Origin of the sequence: Candidatus Brocadia sinica JPN1, assembly GCF_000949635.1 — a bacterium.
In the GTDB taxonomy this organism is placed as follows: domain Bacteria; phylum Planctomycetota; class Brocadiia; order Brocadiales; family Brocadiaceae; genus Brocadia; species Brocadia sinica.
Genome location: NZ_BAFN01000001.1, coordinates 1,371,405 through 1,388,821, shown reverse-complemented (window position 1 = coordinate 1,388,821; position 17,417 = coordinate 1,371,405). Strand labels below are relative to the sequence as shown.

The 17,417-nt window shown below is 47.5% G+C and carries 11 protein-coding genes; 1 reads left to right on the top strand and 10 read right to left on the bottom strand.

Going from position 1 to position 17,417, the window contains the following annotated elements; translation table 11 throughout:
• Window positions 1–156 precede the first annotated feature (156 nt).
• Window positions 157–3,165: an MXAN_5808 family serine peptidase gene (locus tag BROSI_RS06235; protein ID WP_052562895.1), complete on the top strand. Its 3,009-nt coding sequence runs from the start codon at window positions 157–159 to the stop codon at window positions 3,163–3,165.
• Between the two features lie 211 nt (window positions 3,166–3,376).
• Here BROSI_RS06235 and sat read toward each other — a convergent pair whose 3' ends face one another.
• The 10 genes from sat to BROSI_RS06185 form a co-directional block, all read right to left on the bottom strand.
• The gene (gene sat / locus BROSI_RS06230; protein ID WP_052562894.1) at window positions 3,377–4,549 is read right to left on the bottom strand and encodes a sulfate adenylyltransferase; all 1,173 of its coding nucleotides are present in this window, start codon (window positions 4,547–4,549) and stop codon (window positions 3,377–3,379) included.
• 3 nt (window positions 4,550–4,552) lie between these two features.
• Window positions 4,553–4,882, bottom strand: coding sequence for an adenylyl-sulfate reductase (locus BROSI_RS06225; protein WP_052562893.1), 330 nt, complete (start codon window positions 4,880–4,882; stop codon window positions 4,553–4,555).
• Complete coding sequence (locus BROSI_RS06220; RefSeq protein ID WP_052562892.1) at window positions 4,879–6,555, bottom strand: adenylyl-sulfate reductase subunit alpha; 1,677 nt, start codon at window positions 6,553–6,555, stop codon at window positions 4,879–4,881. Before BROSI_RS06220 ends, BROSI_RS06225 begins: the two co-directional genes overlap by 4 nt.
• Before the next feature lie 222 nt (window positions 6,556–6,777).
• Window positions 6,778–8,403: an ArnT family glycosyltransferase gene (locus BROSI_RS06215; protein ID WP_082059076.1), complete on the bottom strand. Its 1,626-nt coding sequence runs from the start codon at window positions 8,401–8,403 to the stop codon at window positions 6,778–6,780.
• Between the two features lie 69 nt (window positions 8,404–8,472).
• The gene (locus BROSI_RS06210; protein ID WP_052562890.1) at window positions 8,473–9,780 is read right to left on the bottom strand and encodes a glycosyltransferase family 87 protein; all 1,308 of its coding nucleotides are present in this window, start codon (window positions 9,778–9,780) and stop codon (window positions 8,473–8,475) included.
• A 449-nt stretch (window positions 9,781–10,229) separates the two neighbouring features.
• Complete coding sequence (arnD, locus tag BROSI_RS06205; protein ID WP_052562889.1) at window positions 10,230–11,159, bottom strand: 4-deoxy-4-formamido-L-arabinose-phosphoundecaprenol deformylase; 930 nt, start codon at window positions 11,157–11,159, stop codon at window positions 10,230–10,232.
• Window positions 11,160–11,207: 48 nt separating this feature from the next.
• On the bottom strand, window positions 11,208–13,217 hold the full coding sequence (arnA, locus tag BROSI_RS06200) for a bifunctional UDP-4-amino-4-deoxy-L-arabinose formyltransferase/UDP-glucuronic acid oxidase ArnA (protein ID WP_052562888.1): 2,010 nt from the start codon (window positions 13,215–13,217) through the stop codon (window positions 11,208–11,210).
• The gene (locus BROSI_RS06195) at window positions 13,214–14,200 is read right to left on the bottom strand and encodes a glycosyltransferase (protein WP_052562887.1); all 987 of its coding nucleotides are present in this window, start codon (window positions 14,198–14,200) and stop codon (window positions 13,214–13,216) included. The genes arnA and BROSI_RS06195 overlap by 4 nt, the downstream gene beginning before the upstream one ends.
• Before the next feature lie 295 nt (window positions 14,201–14,495).
• Complete coding sequence (locus tag BROSI_RS06190; RefSeq protein WP_052562886.1) at window positions 14,496–15,647, bottom strand: aminotransferase class I/II-fold pyridoxal phosphate-dependent enzyme; 1,152 nt, start codon at window positions 15,645–15,647, stop codon at window positions 14,496–14,498.
• Window positions 15,637–17,412 carry an ArnT family glycosyltransferase gene (locus BROSI_RS06185; protein WP_052562885.1) on the bottom strand — a complete coding sequence of 592 codons (1,776 nt, stop codon included), beginning with the start codon at window positions 17,410–17,412 and terminating at the stop codon, window positions 15,637–15,639. The genes BROSI_RS06190 and BROSI_RS06185 overlap by 11 nt, the downstream gene beginning before the upstream one ends.
• Window positions 17,413–17,417 lie beyond the last annotated feature (5 nt).

Below are 17,417 nucleotides of genomic sequence, written 5' to 3'. Positions count from 1 at the left end.
TTTTTATACTTAAGAGTAAAAGAAAAACTGTAAAGTCGTTAGAAGAAAAAGTATAGAAAAATCCTCTCGTCATACTGGATCAGCGAGAAAAAAAGGCGTTTTGCTTTTTCTTCAAAATAATCACGAGAATACCATTTTTTCCAAAAGGGACAGCGCATGAAATCAAAAATTACCTTTACCTGTTTGCTGACAATATTCCTATCCTTGCCTTCTTTTTTCTGCTTTTTCACAGGCTTTAATACAACCTTTGGATTGGAACCGCACTTTGAAAAACGGGCAGCAAAGGAAGATACGAATTACAAGTTTCGGTTATCAGGGATAGTTAGTTCCTATGTGAATAGATTGTATGTGGACCCTGAGCGTATCAAAACAGTGGAAATGCTTAAAGAGGCGCTTTCGTGGGAGGAAAGGATTATACCGGAAGTATTGGTAGACTTTTCAGAAAGTACCACCACAGGAAAGGTTACTGTCGATGATGTTTCAAAAACATACGATCTTTCTAAAATTCACCGTTCTAAAGATATGATTGAGATTCTTCAGGACGCTCTTGCCTTTATCAATACGAATCGTCAACCCTTGGAAATTCTTACCGCAAACGACATTGAATACACTGCAATTAACGGTATGCTTACACAACTGGACCCACACTCCGTTATTCTGCCACCCAAGGAGTTTAATGAGTTTAAGATAGGCACTACAGGCAAGTTTGGTGGGTTGGGGATGGTCGTCGGTTTGCGGGAAGGCGTACTTACGGTAATATCTCCGATTGAGGGCACTCCAGCAGCAAGGGCCGGCATGAAGGCTGGAGACAGAATCATTGAAATTGACGGAGAGTCAACCGTTAACATGAACCTTACGGAATCCGTTGGAAAATTACGCGGGGATCCCGGAACTGCAGTTACGCTTTCAGTTTTCACCGAAAAGGCAGCCCAGCCCAAGCTGGTTACTCTCAAACGGGAAATTATTGTTATTCCAACGGTAGAATCCGCATCTCTGGAAGGTGATTTAGGCTATATAAAGATAAGAAACTTTCAGGACGATACCTCTCAATGTCTGAACGAACACTTAAAACGTTTGAAAACATCCAATAATAAATTAAAGGGGTTGATTATTGACATGAGAAATAACTCCGGGGGGCTCTTGGACCAAGCCATAGAGGTTGCCGATAAATTTCTCGAGAAAGGTGCCATTGTTATCACGGTCGGTCCGAGTGGACATCCAAAAGAGGTACAAGAAGCGAGAAAAACTGATACAGACGAAGCGCTTTATCCAATCGTGGTGCTTGTCGATGCTGGAAGCGCCTCAGGCGCTGAAATTGTTGCCGGGGCGCTGAAAGAAAATGACCGTGCGGTAATTGTTGGTGACAGAAGCTTTGGCAAGGGTTCTGTACAGCAGCTCATTGAACTTATGGATGGTTCGGCATTAAAATTAACCATCGCTAAATATCTCACCCCATTGTCTACTGATATTCAGTCGGTGGGTATTACACCCGACATTAAACTAGTCCCTGTGACCGTTGCAAAAGATACTATTAACCTTTTCCGGGGCATTGTTGCCCTCCGCGAAGAAGACCTCAAACAACATCTTGATGAACATCGCAAAGACGAAACTCCTTATGCCATCCTCAAGTACTATTTAGAAACCAAGGAAAAGGAGAAAACCGAAGAATCGGAGGAGGAGGCGGAGGATCCCTATAAACTGCCGGATTTTAACACGGACTTTCATGTCATTTTTGCCAAAAAATTACTTACGAATGCAACAGCCTGGCAGCGGGAAGCATTTTTGCGAAATTCTTCGTCCATTATAGAGGAAACTGCCAGGTCGGAGGAAAAGAAAATTGCCCAAGTGCTTCAAAAATTTGATATTGATTGGTCTGCTGGTACAAGCACTGGAACGGCAAAAACGAATGTTTCTTTTTCCACAAATCCTGCAAACGGACGAGTAAAGGCCGGCGATAAGATTACGCTTACCATAAACGTGGCAAACGTCGGAGAAACGCCATTGCATCAGTTGCGCGGCATATCATCAAGCAAAAACGGACTCTTCGACAAACTCGAGTTTATCCTCGGCAAAATAGATCCGGGAAGTACTAAGTCATATTCTACAACAATAGAAATCCCCAAAAATTCTCTCGACAGAGAAGACGAAATCTCTATCAAGTTTGAAGAATTGAATAGCCGTAATCCCAAGGATATCAAATTTAATATAGTTACCGAGGCGCTTCTGCGGCCACTTTTTGCTTATTCATATCAGATTCTGGATACGGTAAAGAACTCCTCAAAAAATAATGGGGATGGATTAATACAGACAGGAGAGGATATAGACCTCCTTGTCCTCGTAAAAAACATTGGAGAAGGGACTGCTGAAAAAAATGTAGTCACCTTAAAAGATTTAAGTAATAAGGAAGTTTTCATAAAGAACGGCAGGGCGGAAATCGGGACATTAAGTCCTGGAGAAACAAAAGAAGTAAAACTGTCTTTCGTTGTAAAGGAAATAATGCCTTTGGACAAATTCAGTGTCGATGTGGTTATCTCCGAGATGATTTTCGGGACGTTCGTAACCAACAAACTCACCTTCCCCGTCGTAGCAAGCAAGTCGAAAATGACCCCGTCTTCCGGTCTTGTGAAGGTGCGGAGAAATCATACCCCACTGTATGGGGGAACGTCTTTTGATTCGCCGGTGTTATCAATGATGAAGGATGGAACTTGTTTGACATATGATGCAAAAAACCCGGAATGGTTCCGGATAACGCTTCCAGGTGATCGGTACGGGTGGGTATCAGCAAAAGGGGTTGTTGAATCGAATGGTGCACGGACCGAACCGAGCGCTTTAGAACCTTTTCTGCAACGAGTGCCGCCAGTAATTACCATGAGCAAATCCTTATCGAATGTATTATTTGGAAATGATCAATTACCACTATCAGTCACCATAGAAGACGATATCTATGTGAAACATGCCTACGTCCTGATTAATAACGATAAGGTTTTTTTCAAATCCAATAAATTTCCTGCACAGAAAGAACAGAGCCGGCTGGAAATTAATACAAACCTGCTTTTGAAGGAAGGACCTAATATAGTAACGATTGTTGCACGGGACGATCATGACCTTGTGACCGTCAAATCATTTGTTGCGACGAGAGGCATTACCGTTGCGAAAGGGTTATAAACAAACTTAAATGCCTGTGATTCAGTATTGTCAAAAGTACAGGGGCCGAACAGTCGTTCGCCCCTGTACTTTTGCTGTATAGGAATTTCAAAGGTGCAGTTGTAGAGCGAAGATCCTCTTCGCTCTACATTGAAAAATAGCCGAAGGCCTCATTAATCATGGTTTCTATCACCTATACCACTCCGGCTTTTGGGCAAAATAATTACGAAAGCTATTTTAACTTCTGGTAATATTCACTCAGTACTTTTGCAACCTCTGGTCTTGTAAAGGTGGGTGGCGGAGCTTGCCCTGTACTCAGCATTTTACGGACTTCTGTGCCACTCAAAATGACATGATTGGATGAATCATGAGGACATGTTTTATAGGAAGCCATACCGTTACAGGCCTTACAATAGAACGTATGATCGAAAAATAACGGTGTAATTCCTATCTCATGCGGATCAAATTCATCAAAGATATAGTGGGCGTCGAATGTTCCGTAATAATTTCCTACCCCCGCATGGTCTCGCCCCACAATAAAGTGTGTACAGCCATAGTTTTTTCTCACGAGGGCATGGAAGATGGCCTCTCTAGGCCCCGCATACCGCATAGCTGCGGGAAAAACAGATAACATTGCCCTGTCCTTTGGATAATATTTCTCTAAAAGAATTTCATAACTCTTAATCCGCACATCAGCAGGCACATCATCGCTTTTTGTTTCTCCTACCAAAGGATGCAAAAGGATGGCATCCACGATCTCCAGGGCGGATTTCTGGATATATTCATGAGCGCGATGTACAGGATTACGAGTTTGGAATCCAACCACGCGCCTCCAGCCCTTTTTCACAAACAATGCCCTCAGCTCAAGTGGGTCCAGCCGATATGATAAAAAATCGGAGGGTTTTGTTCGGTTGACTACACTAACCTTACCACCCAAAAGATATTCTCCCATTTTATAAACATAATCCACGCCAGGATGTTTTTTATCATCAACGCCATAGACTTCTAAGGATTCTTTCGGTTTGTCGTGATGAAAGATTTCCTCCAGATGTAAAATAGCGATCACCTCGTTAGCTTGATCCATAAGGGCAACATCCTTGCCTGGTTTGAGTCCTTCGACCTCCTCCTTTGTGGCTGCGAGAACAATCGGGATTGACCATGGTAATCCATTGGCTAACCTCATGTTGTCCACCACATTATCATAATCCGCTTTGCACATAAATCCCTCCAGCGGACTCATTGCCCCGACCGCAATCATGTCGAGGTCTGACATCTCACGAGAATTGAGCTGGATTTTTTTCATGTCGTAGTGAGTGGCTTTATCCAGCAACATTTCCCGTTCTTCCATAGAAACAATTCTATTGACAAGTTTACCCCCATGCGGGGCAATGTTTTTTACTGCCATTCTTTAATCTCCTTTCAAACATTTTGCCTGAATAATAAATTCTTCTTGATGTCCTTCGGCATCCCATATTGTCCAAATCGTTTTGTCACGTTTCAGTCGCGCTTTTAAAGAAGATCCGTCGCTGCACACCTGGAAAGGCAGCCTCAGTTCAATTGCCTGCACCGGACATTCCTTCACACAGCATGCACAGGTCCAGCATGCAGACTGGTCACGAATCGCCGCTTTCGTATTTTCCTTGCGATAACATAAGTCTCCGGGACAAATGCGTTCACATCGTGCCTCTGGCAATCCTTTGCATCCGTTACAAATGTTTTCATCGATGTAGATACTCATGAGCACAAAGGCCTTTCCACCATTTTTATTTCGTCCATAGTTGAATTATAAATGGAATTAACAAAGGTAAGCCACCGGCTATTATCTTTTTGTGGATAATCCAGTCTGGTCTGATAACATGCCCATCGCGACTCTTTGCGGTAGATCAGATGTTCTACCAGCACCCTTGCAACATCAATTCTGTCTATACATTCTAAGGCCTCAACCAGATGATAATTATTTACGGCTGCCACGTCTTTCATGCGGTCCTTTAGGCATTTTAACAATCGTCTTGCTTCCAGCAGCCTTTCCTCATGAAGCGCGTAATTCATGGAAATGCCCCCGGCATATTCATCCATGATCTTTTGAAGTCGTTCCCGTACCTCCAGGGGTAATGTGCCTGTTTTTTTCGTTAAAGGGGCCAGGACTCGGGTTTTTTCTCCCCGGATCACCCCGCTGTCTATATTTTTTAATGTTACATCTTTTATGTCTTTCATGACCGTCGTTGCCGCAATGCGTCCTTCAACCCAGCTTCCACTTACGTATTTTTTCGGCGCGCCTCCCGCTACCTCCCCGGCAGCGTAAAGACCAGGAATGGTTGTCCTTCTTTCTTTATCAATCCAATATCCTGCCTGACAATGGCCACCCACAATAAAAGGTTCTGTTCCCTGAATTTCTACAGGCTTATGCCGGGGATTCATGCCCTTGCTCGCCCACAAAAGGATAATCTGAGGATTCATATTCAAAAAATCTTCTTTTAATCTTCTTTCATCGGACTCGTTCATAGTAGTTGTATCCAGATAGCAGGGGCCCCGACCCATTTTCTTTTCTTCTACTGTTGCCAGAAGTCTGTGTTGTGTCAGACACTTGTTTCCCCCCAGGTGTTTGTAATAGCGTTCCAGATAATCCTCTCCGCGCGCATTGATCTGTTTCGCACGCGCGCCTACGGCAATGGTACCAGTTGGCGCATTTACATCCTTTACCCGCAAAGCAACAAACCGATTCTCAAAACTCGTCATTTCCGCTCCGATACGTATTCCCATGGCATATCCCGTTCCCGCATTCCAGGGGCAATACCATATTAAATGTCGTGCCTCCCCGGTATTGCTTGGTTTATAGATACCCGAAGCGCCGCCAGTCGCCACAATAACAGCTTTTGCCCTGATTACGTAAAACGTACTGTTTTTTACTCCATATCCAAATGCTCCACAAACACGGTTGCCATCGTAAATAAAATTTGTTGCTACAACACGATTTAACACCAGGGCTGAGGTTTTTTGTACAGCCTCTGCAAGGATGGGTTTTAACCGTTCACCAAAAATACGGATACTGCGTTTTCCGCGCATCTTGTATGTGCCGTCCTCATTCTTTTCAACGGGAAGCCCCATCCCTTCTACATCCTTGACGGCCTCATTGAGTCCTTCTACAATGCTATAAACCAGATCTTTTCTTATAATGCCCTCAAACTGCCGCTCTATAAACGCAACGTATGATTCAGGGGTCTGTCCGGCATGTAAATAGGCATTGATGGCATTTAACCCCATGGACAGACAACCGCTGCGCTCGATATGCGCCTTTTCCATTACAACAACATTACAGGTAGGGGATTTTTTGTAAATCTCCACAGCGGCAAAGCATCCTGCCGCTCCACCGCCGATAATTAATATATCGGTGTCTATATGTGAAATACTCATAGAGGTAAAATCAAGAATTTTATAAAAAAAATTATACTACTCATATTTTATTCCCATGTCAATTTTAAAACGAATTAGAGAAAAGAAAAATAAGAAAGGAATTGAAGAGGGGTATTTCCGGATTTCAGTATTTGAATTTTGAATTAGTCAAAAAACAAACGATGGCATTTGTTACCTGGTACCAGGTAACTCATTTTTGGTTGCGGCTGCGCCGCATCGGGTTTACTTCTCCTTGTTTGAGATGAAAAGGATGTTTCTGTGTCCTACGGAATCTTTTCCCAGCACAAAGAGAGGCATTTCAGGAGATTTTGATACCTCCCTGAAATCCTTCTCCTGAATAAAAAGAAACACCCGTTCGGTTGTATTCAGAAATTGTTTTAAGGCATCCAGCCCATTTATAACTTCTATGTAATTCCTGTTTGTGTAGAACAGGTAAGGGTCTCTGAAGAAATTGTACATGGCCAATTTATCTCCGGATTTTATCATAGAATTGGCCTTATCGCAAATTTCTTTTGCTGATTTATACTGGTTCATAACAGGAATAGCCTGCAAGGTACTCATGGTAAAAACGGCAAAAATAACAAAAATGAGGGTAAACAGGAAAGGAATTATCCTGGCGTACTTTACAAAACGTAACATGGCAAAGCCGCCGATCAGGAGAATTATTACAAACGGAATTGTTGTGGTCGTATACTGAGGAAAGATTTTGTACACTGCGACCGGTAAAATAATTCCAGATGCCAGCGATACGATACACAGGGTATAGCATGGATAATAACCTATTTTTTTAAAAGGTTTCTCCCGGAATTGTTCAACAAATTCATTCAAAAACCAGGCAGTAAGCAAGGCTGCGCCAGGGTAAAGAGGAAGTACATAGATATCCCTTTTTCCTGATACAACGGAAAAAAAACAAAAATAACGGCAAACCAAGCAAGAGGCAACAGAATACTCCTGATCTTTTCCTTTCCTTTTTTTTGAAAACAGATATATTGCAATGCTTGGGATAAAGACACCCCAGGGTAAAAAGTTAACCGGAAAATAGATGAAATAATAATACATTGGCCTTTTATGGGCAAATGAACTGGCGAATCTCCCGACATTCTGTTTAAAAAGGATTTGATAAGTATATTCTTTACCACCGTAGATACCTGCCAGACAGACCCACGTGAATACAATAAAGACAAATATCAACCCACCTGTCCAGGGATATGTTTCTTTTAAAATCCCCATATTTCTCTTCAAGAGGAGATACGTTAATACAACACAAAAAGGAAGGATAAAACCAACAGGCCCCTTCGTAAGGACTCCCAGGGCCATGAAAATATAAAAAAGTGTATAATTTTTTCCCCTGCTTTTTTGTTCTGTATATCCCTTATAAAAGCACAGTATCGCCATTGTTACAAAAAACGTAAGGAGGACATCAAATGCCACGCGATGGGCCATCCAGAGGAACTTTGAACTGGTGGCAAGAATGAGGGCAGACAGCAGACCTATTCGTGTGTTTTGATATAATCTTTTACCAAAATAAAATATTGCCAGACAGCAACCGATACCTGTAAAGGCTGAAGGCAGGCGGGAAGATAATGCCGTAATCTTTCCGAAAGGAAGTGAAAATACATTGATGAGCCAAAATAAGAGCGGGGGTTTATCAGGATAAGGCGCACTGTTTAAATGAGGGACGATAAAATTACCGGTTTCCCTCATTTCCTTGGAAACCTGTGCATAACGCGGCTCATCGGGCGCCCACAGGTCCCTTTTCCCTGTATTGAACAGGAAGAGAGCAGCCGTAAACAGTATGATACACGCTGCTATTATGCGGGTATTGTTCACTGGAGTTGTTGAATTCATTTCTTAAAAAGTAACCACAAATTTCAGATTACTCAGATACCTGTGTGCATACATTCCGGAGACGCGCTTTCATAACTGCCTCAGCTTCCAGCCAAGCCCTCCCAGCAATAACACGCACGCATACAAGGTACTGCCGATTGCCGCAAGCCAGCGAAATCCTGGTATTGGCAACATAAAGCTGAGGAGCAGGAGACACACCAAAAACCAGATGAGCGTCAAATTCCTTGCCCGGGACGGGTAGGGCATGGCCAGCAGGATATGGACAGCGACCATGAGCGGATATAAAAGCCAAACATAAAAGTACGTAAATGAAAGCGGCGTAAAGATCAAAATTAATATCAGCAGCATAGCATATTCAATCGAATCGGTGTGCATAGTTCGCTGTGCAGAGTGCGGCATTGAGGTGATATAAAAGAGACAAAGACCAAGAGCCGTAGCTATGATAATTACATTAAGGTATTTAAATTCAAGAGTTGCTAGATTTACGTAAACAGGCCTGGTTTTTGAGTGAAAAGCGTCTACAGGACGTAACAGCCTGTTTGCAACGGCAATGAGGGATTGGTTTTTCCAACTGTACCCGCGGCCGGGACGTTGGGCAATCGAATCGGTATCATAATGCAAAACCATGCCTTTGTTCCAGGTTATAAGATCCTGAAGGTTGCGTTGGAAGCCACGAAACGGAATAGGCAATACAACGAGAAAAAAGACCAGAAACACCACGGTAGATAATGCCGCTTTCCAGCGTCGCCGATAGAGCAGATATACCAGGGAAAGGATGGGGAATGCCTTAAGTGAAGCTGCAAAAGCGATGAAAACGCCGGCATGCCACTCCTTTTTCAATTGAAGGTAAACAAATGCACCGAGCATGCATACCAGCAGCAACAGATTTGGTTGTCCCAATTGATAAATATCCCAGACAAACGGGATGCAGCATGCGGTTGGCGCCAGATAGAGAAGGGGATGTTGCTGCAATATCTTTCCGGTCGTCAGATACACTGACAAAAAAATACTCACCATCCATAACGCCGAATTTGCAATGACAAAAATCACAATCATTGGGAGTAAACCAAACATACTCATAAGAGCGTAAAGAATGGCCGCGGTCGGTGGGTACATAAACTGGAATGTTTGACCTCCCTTGACATAAATATCCCCGCCGGAAAGCACACTCTGTCCTGTTTGATAAAACCTGTCGTAGTCCTTGGTGCTGCCGCGAAAATAGTTACAAACAGGTAATATGGAAAACACCAGGATAATAACTGCAAATATTACGATAAGGAGTTTATAGGTGCGATTCTGTGGATTGGCTTTTAGATTCATCTCATCATTGCTCCATTTTGCTTCGTTCCTGAATTGATAGGAATAGATTTGTAGCATATTTTGTCTGTTGTTGCAAATATTTCCTTGTTTATACTCATGATGCTCATAAAATGTGACTGTTAAATTGATAACAGGGTGGTACGGACAAACTCCGTTTGCCCGTGTTGACCTTGCACACCATGGTTTACGAATTATCCATTTTGAACGTTGTCAGATAGACCTATACCATTCTGACCATTGCAAGCACACTGCATTAGGTAGTATTACAAAACACGGACAAGCATAGCTTGTCCGTGCCACCTCGTGGGATTATGGTAATATCTATCAAGTTGTTAATCACAACTGGTGAGCCTCTTGGGTATAAAATTATTGCAGATTGCTTTTAGCGGGTGTTATCACCGGAGGATATCGGATACATCTTCTTTTTATGGTTATGCGTCTGCGCTATAGACCGCCACAAAGTGGGGTACAACTATCAGTGCGTGCTTTTTCACCTGCCCCATGTCTCACTGTCTCCGGTCATGGCAGGCGGGCTTCTCTCGTTGCAGATCGCCCTGGAAAGAGACCCAGCCTTCGCGGCCAGGAAAAGGAGACCTGGTCATCATTCCGGAAACGATATGCCTCGCATCCTTGAGAAGATCCCCGAGAGGAACGAATGATATGCCCCGCCCTTTAGCAGCCTCAAGAAAGTCCGCGAACAGCATGGCGCAGGCGATGCCTTCGACTTCGGCGTGTATGGTCAGGACATTCAGGCCGCCGGGCTTAATCTGCGAAAGCATGAACTCGTTATAGTTGGCGGGGGTGATGCCATTCTTGCCGATGGCCTCGTCATAGGTCGGCAGGGTGACGGGTATCTGCGGTTGTGAGAGAGCTTTGCCATCCACGACAGGCCGGAAGATGCTGGTGCCCCGGCAGTCGCTGTTATACACGAATGGAAATTCTGCCTTTGCCAGCAGGACGTTATCCGTGCACTTCCACGCCGGTACAGCCGAGCAGGTCGGCGGTGTGCCTGTTATGTCGGTGAGCATATAAAAGCCCCTGCGGAGAACAAGACGGATATCCTCCGCAGTCATGGTATCGATGTGGGCCTGCCATGCCTGATGGTCCCATGCGTGCAGACCGATTTCGTGGCCACGCCGGACGGCAAGGCGAATCTGGGGAGCCAGCTTCTTTCCAATGATGGGGCCTGGCCAAAAGATACCCTGAAAGATAATGTCCCAGCCGTAAAGACTCGCAGCCCGCGTCCGCAGCATCTTCCAAAGGAATGCAGGTCTGAGCAGCCGCCAGAGATGACGACCCATGTTGTCCTGGCCTACCGAGAAGAAGAACGATGCTTTGACTTCGCGCTCATCGAAGAGCTTGCAGAGAGCCGGGACGCCGAGTCGCGTCCCCCGGAACGTGTCAATATCAACTCTGAGGCCAACTTTTGTCGTCATATTCATATCCCAGGCAACACGGCAGTCCGCTCGTTCTGGTCCTCAACCTCAGTCGCCATTGCCCGTATCTATTTCACCTGATTCGACAGATTCCCTGATGAAGAAATCCAGCGTCTTCTCAACGGAATCATTCAGCATTACGACAGGGTTCCAGCCAAGCAGCTTCCTGGCGTTCTTGATGCTGGGTTTGCGGTGCTGCACATCCTGGTATCCAGCACCATAGTACGAGGCGCTTTCGAGGATGCGGAAACCGGCGAACGGTGGGAACTTGGACCGCAGCGGATGCTTCTCGAATTTCTCAAGCAGCATTTCTGCAAGCTCCTTGATGCTTGCCTCGTTCTCCGGGTTCCCTATGTTTATTATGCGGCCGTCACAGTTGTGGTCCTTGTTCTCTACAATGCGGAAGAGGGCCTCAATGCCATCGGAGACATCCGTAAAGCAGCGTTTCTGGAGACCGCCGTCAATGAGCTGAATGGGCGTGCCCTGCAGGAGATTGAGGATGAGCTGCGTGATGGCCCGGGAGCTGCCAATGCGGGCGCTCTTAAGGCTGTCGAGCTTCGGCCCTATCCAGTTGAACGGGCGAAAGAGTGTGAACTTCAGGCCCTCTTTAGCGCCATAGGCCCAGATGACGCGGTCCAGAAGCTGCTTGGAGCAGGAGTATATCCATCGCTGCATGCGGATGGGCCCCAGGATAAGACGGGAATCATCTTCGTCGAAATCCGGATCGTCGCACATGCCGTAAACCTCGGATGTCGAGGGGAAGATTATGCGTCTTTTATACTTGACGCAGTACCTGACGACGCGGAGATTCTGCTCAAAGTCAAGCTCAAAAACCCGTAGCGGGTTGCGCGTGTATTCTATGGGCGTAGCGATGGCCACCAGAGGCAATACGATATCGCATTTCTTGACATGATACTCTATCCAATCGCCGTGGATGGAAATGTCGCCTTCCTCAAAGTGGAAGCCCGGCCTGTTCAAAAGATTTTGAATGTGGTTGGAATAGAGGTCCATGCCGTAGACCTCATACCTGCCGTCCTGCAGGAGCCGCTCGCTGAAGAAGTTGCCTATGAAGCCATTGACGCCGAGGATGAGCACCTTCTTTTTCGTCGTCATCTCGGCACGGCGGCTGGCGCTGGGTCCGAACTTGAGACCCTCAACGAGATTAAGGTCGCGAGCCATCTGGGCGCCACTCATATAGATACCGCCATCGATCTGGCCGTAGTCGATACGCAGGATATCCTTGCCGCAGGCAACCACCAGCGGGTCAAGAGAGAGGATGGTTCCTGGCACGACCTTGCTGCTGCGGCGTTGTTTTATTTCCGAGGCTGCCCAGAAGACGTACTTGCTCTCGCCGATGTAGCTGAATGCCCCGGGGTACGGGTGAGTGACAGCGCGGATGAGATTCCTTATGTCGTGCGCTGGCTTCTTCCAGTCTATCTCGCCGTCGGCAGGGCGGCGGCCGCTGAAATAGGTTGCCTTCGAATGGTCCTGCTGATAGCGGGGGGCATTGCCGTTCTCTAACTTGGGCAGTATTTCATCGAGCAGAGCGGCCGATGCCGCGGCGGACTTTTCGAAGAGGCTCTTTGGTGTGTCGTCCACGGTGATGGCAAATTTCTTCTGGCAGACGATATCGCCGTCATCGGGATTTGGGGTCATGTAATGGAGCGTAACGCCGGTCTCCTGCTCGCCGTGGATGAGTGCCCAGTTGATAGGGCAGCGGCCACGATACTTTGGCAGGAGAGAGCCATGCAGGTTCAGGCAGCCTTGGGAGGGGATATCGAGAATGGCTGGCTTGACCATGTTGCGGTAGTAGAACGAGAAAATGATATCGGGCTTGAACTGCCGTATCCTGTGCACCCAGATGGGATGGTTGATGTCGTCAGGGGCAAAGACGGAGATATTTTTCGAAGCAGCCAACTCTGCCACCGAACTGAACCAGATGTTCTCTGCCGGGTCTTCCTTATGAGTGAAGACGGCGACTATCTCGATGCCGTTTCTCATCAATGCCTCGATGCCGATACAACCGATGTTGTGATATGCGAGGACAACTGCTTTCATATTTTCACATCAGATCCTTTCTTGACGCGCGGGACGTCACTGTCTTTTTCTCTGCCGACGACCTGCTGCACAAAGTAGCGCGGTCTGGCGCGGACATCGCTGTAAATGCGGCCGATATACTCCCCCAGCAGCCCCATTCCTACGAACTGGGCGCCGATGAAGATGAAGAGAATTGAGAACAACGTGAAGACGCCCTGTGCAGCCCATTCAGGCCCATGCACTGAACGCATTACCAGCAGCATGATACCGAAACCTATGCCAAGAGCGGCAACTACTATGCCTATTATGCTGAGCATTCGAAGAGGGAACATCGTCATGCTCGTCAACAGGTCAAACTGCAGATTGATGAGTTTCCAGAGGCTGTATTTCGACTCACCCTTCATGCGTTCGGAGTGCCCGACAGGTATCTCCGCCGTCCTGCGGGCAAAGCTGTTGGCAAGGATGGGGATGAACGTGCTTCGCTCATGGCACTGGAGCATGGCATCAACGATATGGCGGCGATATGCGCGGAGCATGCAGCCGTAATCAGTCATCGTTACACCGGTTGACTTCTGGGCAGCCTTGTTGATGAGCTTCGATGCGATCTTGCGAAAAAGCGGGTCCTGACGGTTCTCCCGCTGGCTGGCGACAACGTCGTAGCCTTCATCCATTTTGGCGACGAGCCTGGGTATCTCCTCTGGCGGATTTTGCAGGTCAGCATCAAGTGTTACTATGACCTCTCCCCGTGACTCGGAAAAGCCCGCCATGACGGCTGAATGCTGGCCGTAGTTTCTGTTGAGGAGCACACCAACTATCTTGCCACCGTGTCTTACGCCTGCTTCCGAGATCATCGAGGCAGATTTGTCACGACTACCATCGTCCACAAGTATGACCTCGAATGGTCTTTTCATCTGCGAGCAGGCAGCAAGACACCGCCTGACCAGATCTTCGAGGTTGTGTTCCTCGTTATACACGGGGATGACGACAGAAACTAACGAGTCCATCTCTACCTCTCCTTCATATACTCAAGATGTTCATAAAAGGTGAATTTTAAATTGGTAACAGGGTGGCACGGACAAACTCCGTTTGTCCGTGTTGGACTTACACAACATTGTTTACGAAGTATTCATTTTAACATTTGGATAGACAATACAAGGCAGACCACGCAAGCACAAGTCATTAAGCGGTATTGCAAAAACACGGACAAGCATAGCTTGTCCGTGCCACCCCGTTAGATTATGGCGACTCCGTATCAAGTCTATAAATCACAAATTGTGAGCCTCTTGAGTATAGTATGCATCACTTCCTCAGAACTTCCTTGATGGTGTTAACCACATCGTCAACATCCTGCCCGGTCATATTGGGAAAAAGGGGCAGCGAACAGATACGGTCGGAATTCCATTCGGTATTGGGAAGTATGCCGCGGCGCATTCCCATCTTTTCGAGATAATACTTCTGCAGGTGTACGGCACGAAAATGAATGCCCGTGCCGATATTGCGTGCCTTCAGTTCCTTCATAAAGTCATCGCGACTCATACCTGCCTTGTCCGTATCGAGGCGCACAATAAAGAGGTGCCATGCGTGCCTGACGGGATACTTCACGTCCGCAAGAGGAAGCAATTCATCTATCTCCGCCAAACGCTTGCGATACAGCATCGCAAGGTCAGTGCGTTTGGTATTGAACTCTTCCAGCCGGGCAAGCTGCCTCAGTCCCAGCACAGCCGAGATGTCCGTCATGTTGTACTTATACCCAGGCTCCAGCACCTCCGCCTGCGGAGAGCGTCCTTGCATCTGCCTGTCGAACGCGTCTACGCCAAGTCCATGGAACTTTAGCCGTCGGATACGTTCGACCAGTGCCGCATCGTCAGAGCAGAACATCCCGCCCTCGACGGTAGTCATGTTTTTTATCGGGTGAAAAGAGAATATCGAGGTGCCGGTCTTGCCGACATGGCGGCCCTTGTAGAATGTGCCTGCTGCATGGGCTGCATCTTCGACGACAGCCACACCGTGCTTCTTTGCCAACTCCAGGATGGGGTCCATATCGACTGCAGAGCCGGCGAAATGAACGGGAACTATCACCTTTGTCCTCGATGTCATCGCAGCCGCGATGGATGTGACGGAAACCATCAGTGTGTCGCGATTTACGTCAACAAAGACCGGCCTTGCCCCTGCCAAAACCGCCAGATTCACGGTCGATACCCATGTCATTGAGGGCGTAATGACCTCATCACCCGGGCCTATGTCGAGGGCATTGAAAGTGACGTGCATGCCACCAGTTGCCGATGTAAGAGCGACCGCGGCAGGACAGCCAATGTACTCCGCGAACTTCTTTTCAAAATCGGCCGCCTTTTGGCCGGTGGTTATCCAGCCGGAACGAAAGACCTCCGCCACTGCGGCGATGTCATCTTCGGTAATAGTCGGCACTGAAAATGGTAGAAACTTACTTCTCATTGGTCGTCTTGTCTCCTCTACTTGGCGTTGTATTTTGACTGTTCAGGAGCCATACCCCCCATCTTTCCTGCCGCGAATCCTTTGATTCAAACGGCAGGGGCTTTTCTTCGAATGTTGGCACGGCAGGCAAAAGGCGTGATAACTCTGTGGGAAGTGCCGCCACATATCTCACCTGAGCGATAAGCGCCCCAAGCCGGTCGCTTTGCAGGAACGACATGATGGCCATTTTGTCAGGGTCCGGTTCGCCAGCGTACTTGTCCTTGTATCTAAGAAGTGTTACGGGTGATCCTTTACCCAGATAGAATACCATTTTTGCATCGACCTCTCCTTTATACATCAGGACGATGCGGTCGGACGGTATCCATGCCATAGCGCTTTGAATTTCGGAGATAAACTGACGTTCTGACCTGCATTCCTCAAGGGTATTTTGCTGCACGCAGAAGAATCCGCCCATCACAACAAACGCCACTGCTGCCAGGGGTATGAATGCCTTCTCCTCCGGCTGCACTGTCAGGAGGCGAGCGGTTCTTGATGTAACTAATGCAGCCGCTATCGCTGCCAGGGCTACGAGTATACCGACAAGAGAAATACCAACAAGCGAAACCCCGGCACTCCTGGGTGGAACTATAAGAAGCACCAGGAAGACTGCAAGCTCAAGGACTGCTGCACCGAAGAGGATTCCCTTCTGGATATTGAACCCCACAGGAATAATGCGGGAAGGACTAAACTCCTTCATGCTCGTCAGAATGACGGCGGTCAGAAGTGCGCAGAAAGGGATGATAGGCAGGATATAGTAACTGCGCCGCGAACCGGAAAGGGTGAAGAAAACAAATATCAGGACAATGACCTTGATCAGCCAGTGTGCATTCTTGTCCAGTCTCGCGAAGTACTTCGCTCCGGCAATGAGGGCTGTGATGAAGACTGGCGCCCACGGCAGGATGAGCATGGGCACCGAATGAATATACGTGTACATGGGCGCCTTGTGGTCGAAGGGCGAGAAGAACCGCTGGATGTTCTCCTGCCAAACGAGGACCAGTCCGCTGGAAGTATAAGATACTGGGTTAGTCTTTGACGACCAAATGAAGGGGGCAAAGTAAATTGCAATGCCTATGGCAAGGGCAAAGAGCGACGCAGGACGGAGGAACGCCTTCCATCTCTTGCCGGCTATGGCGTCGGGTAAGATACCTATGGCAGTTACGACCGCCGCCACCGGACCTTTGCAGAGCGAACCGGCGAAGGTAATTAGGTAGAGTACTAAAAACGTGGTGAAGTTGAGTTTATCACGCCTCGACCAGTACCAGAGTATTGCTAGCATAACGGTTGCGAGATTCTCCGTGTCGGCCGCAGCCATGCGCGACTGGGATATGAGGCCGTAGCTTGTCAGCAGTATCATCGCGGCAATACGGCCGACCTCGGGCGACCACAGCCGTCGGCCAAGCCTAAGGGTTGCCCACACCGCAGCTATGCCAGCAATCGCGCTCGGCAGGCGGACTACAAACTCGTTCAGTGTGCCAGAAATAAGGGATATCGCGGCAATAAACCAGTAGGTAACCAGCGGCTTGTCGAAATACGGCTCGCCGTTGATGGTCGGGTGGAAATAGTCGCCTGTGAGCAGCATTTCTCTCGTTATCTCGGCCCACCGGCCCTCTGCGCCCCAAAGCGCGCGGTCGCCGAGGGCATAGAATACGAGCACGCAGGACAGGACGAGTATTACTATATCGAGCCGCTCGTATCTTTCAGCAAATCCGTTCTGTTTTCTATTCATATGAA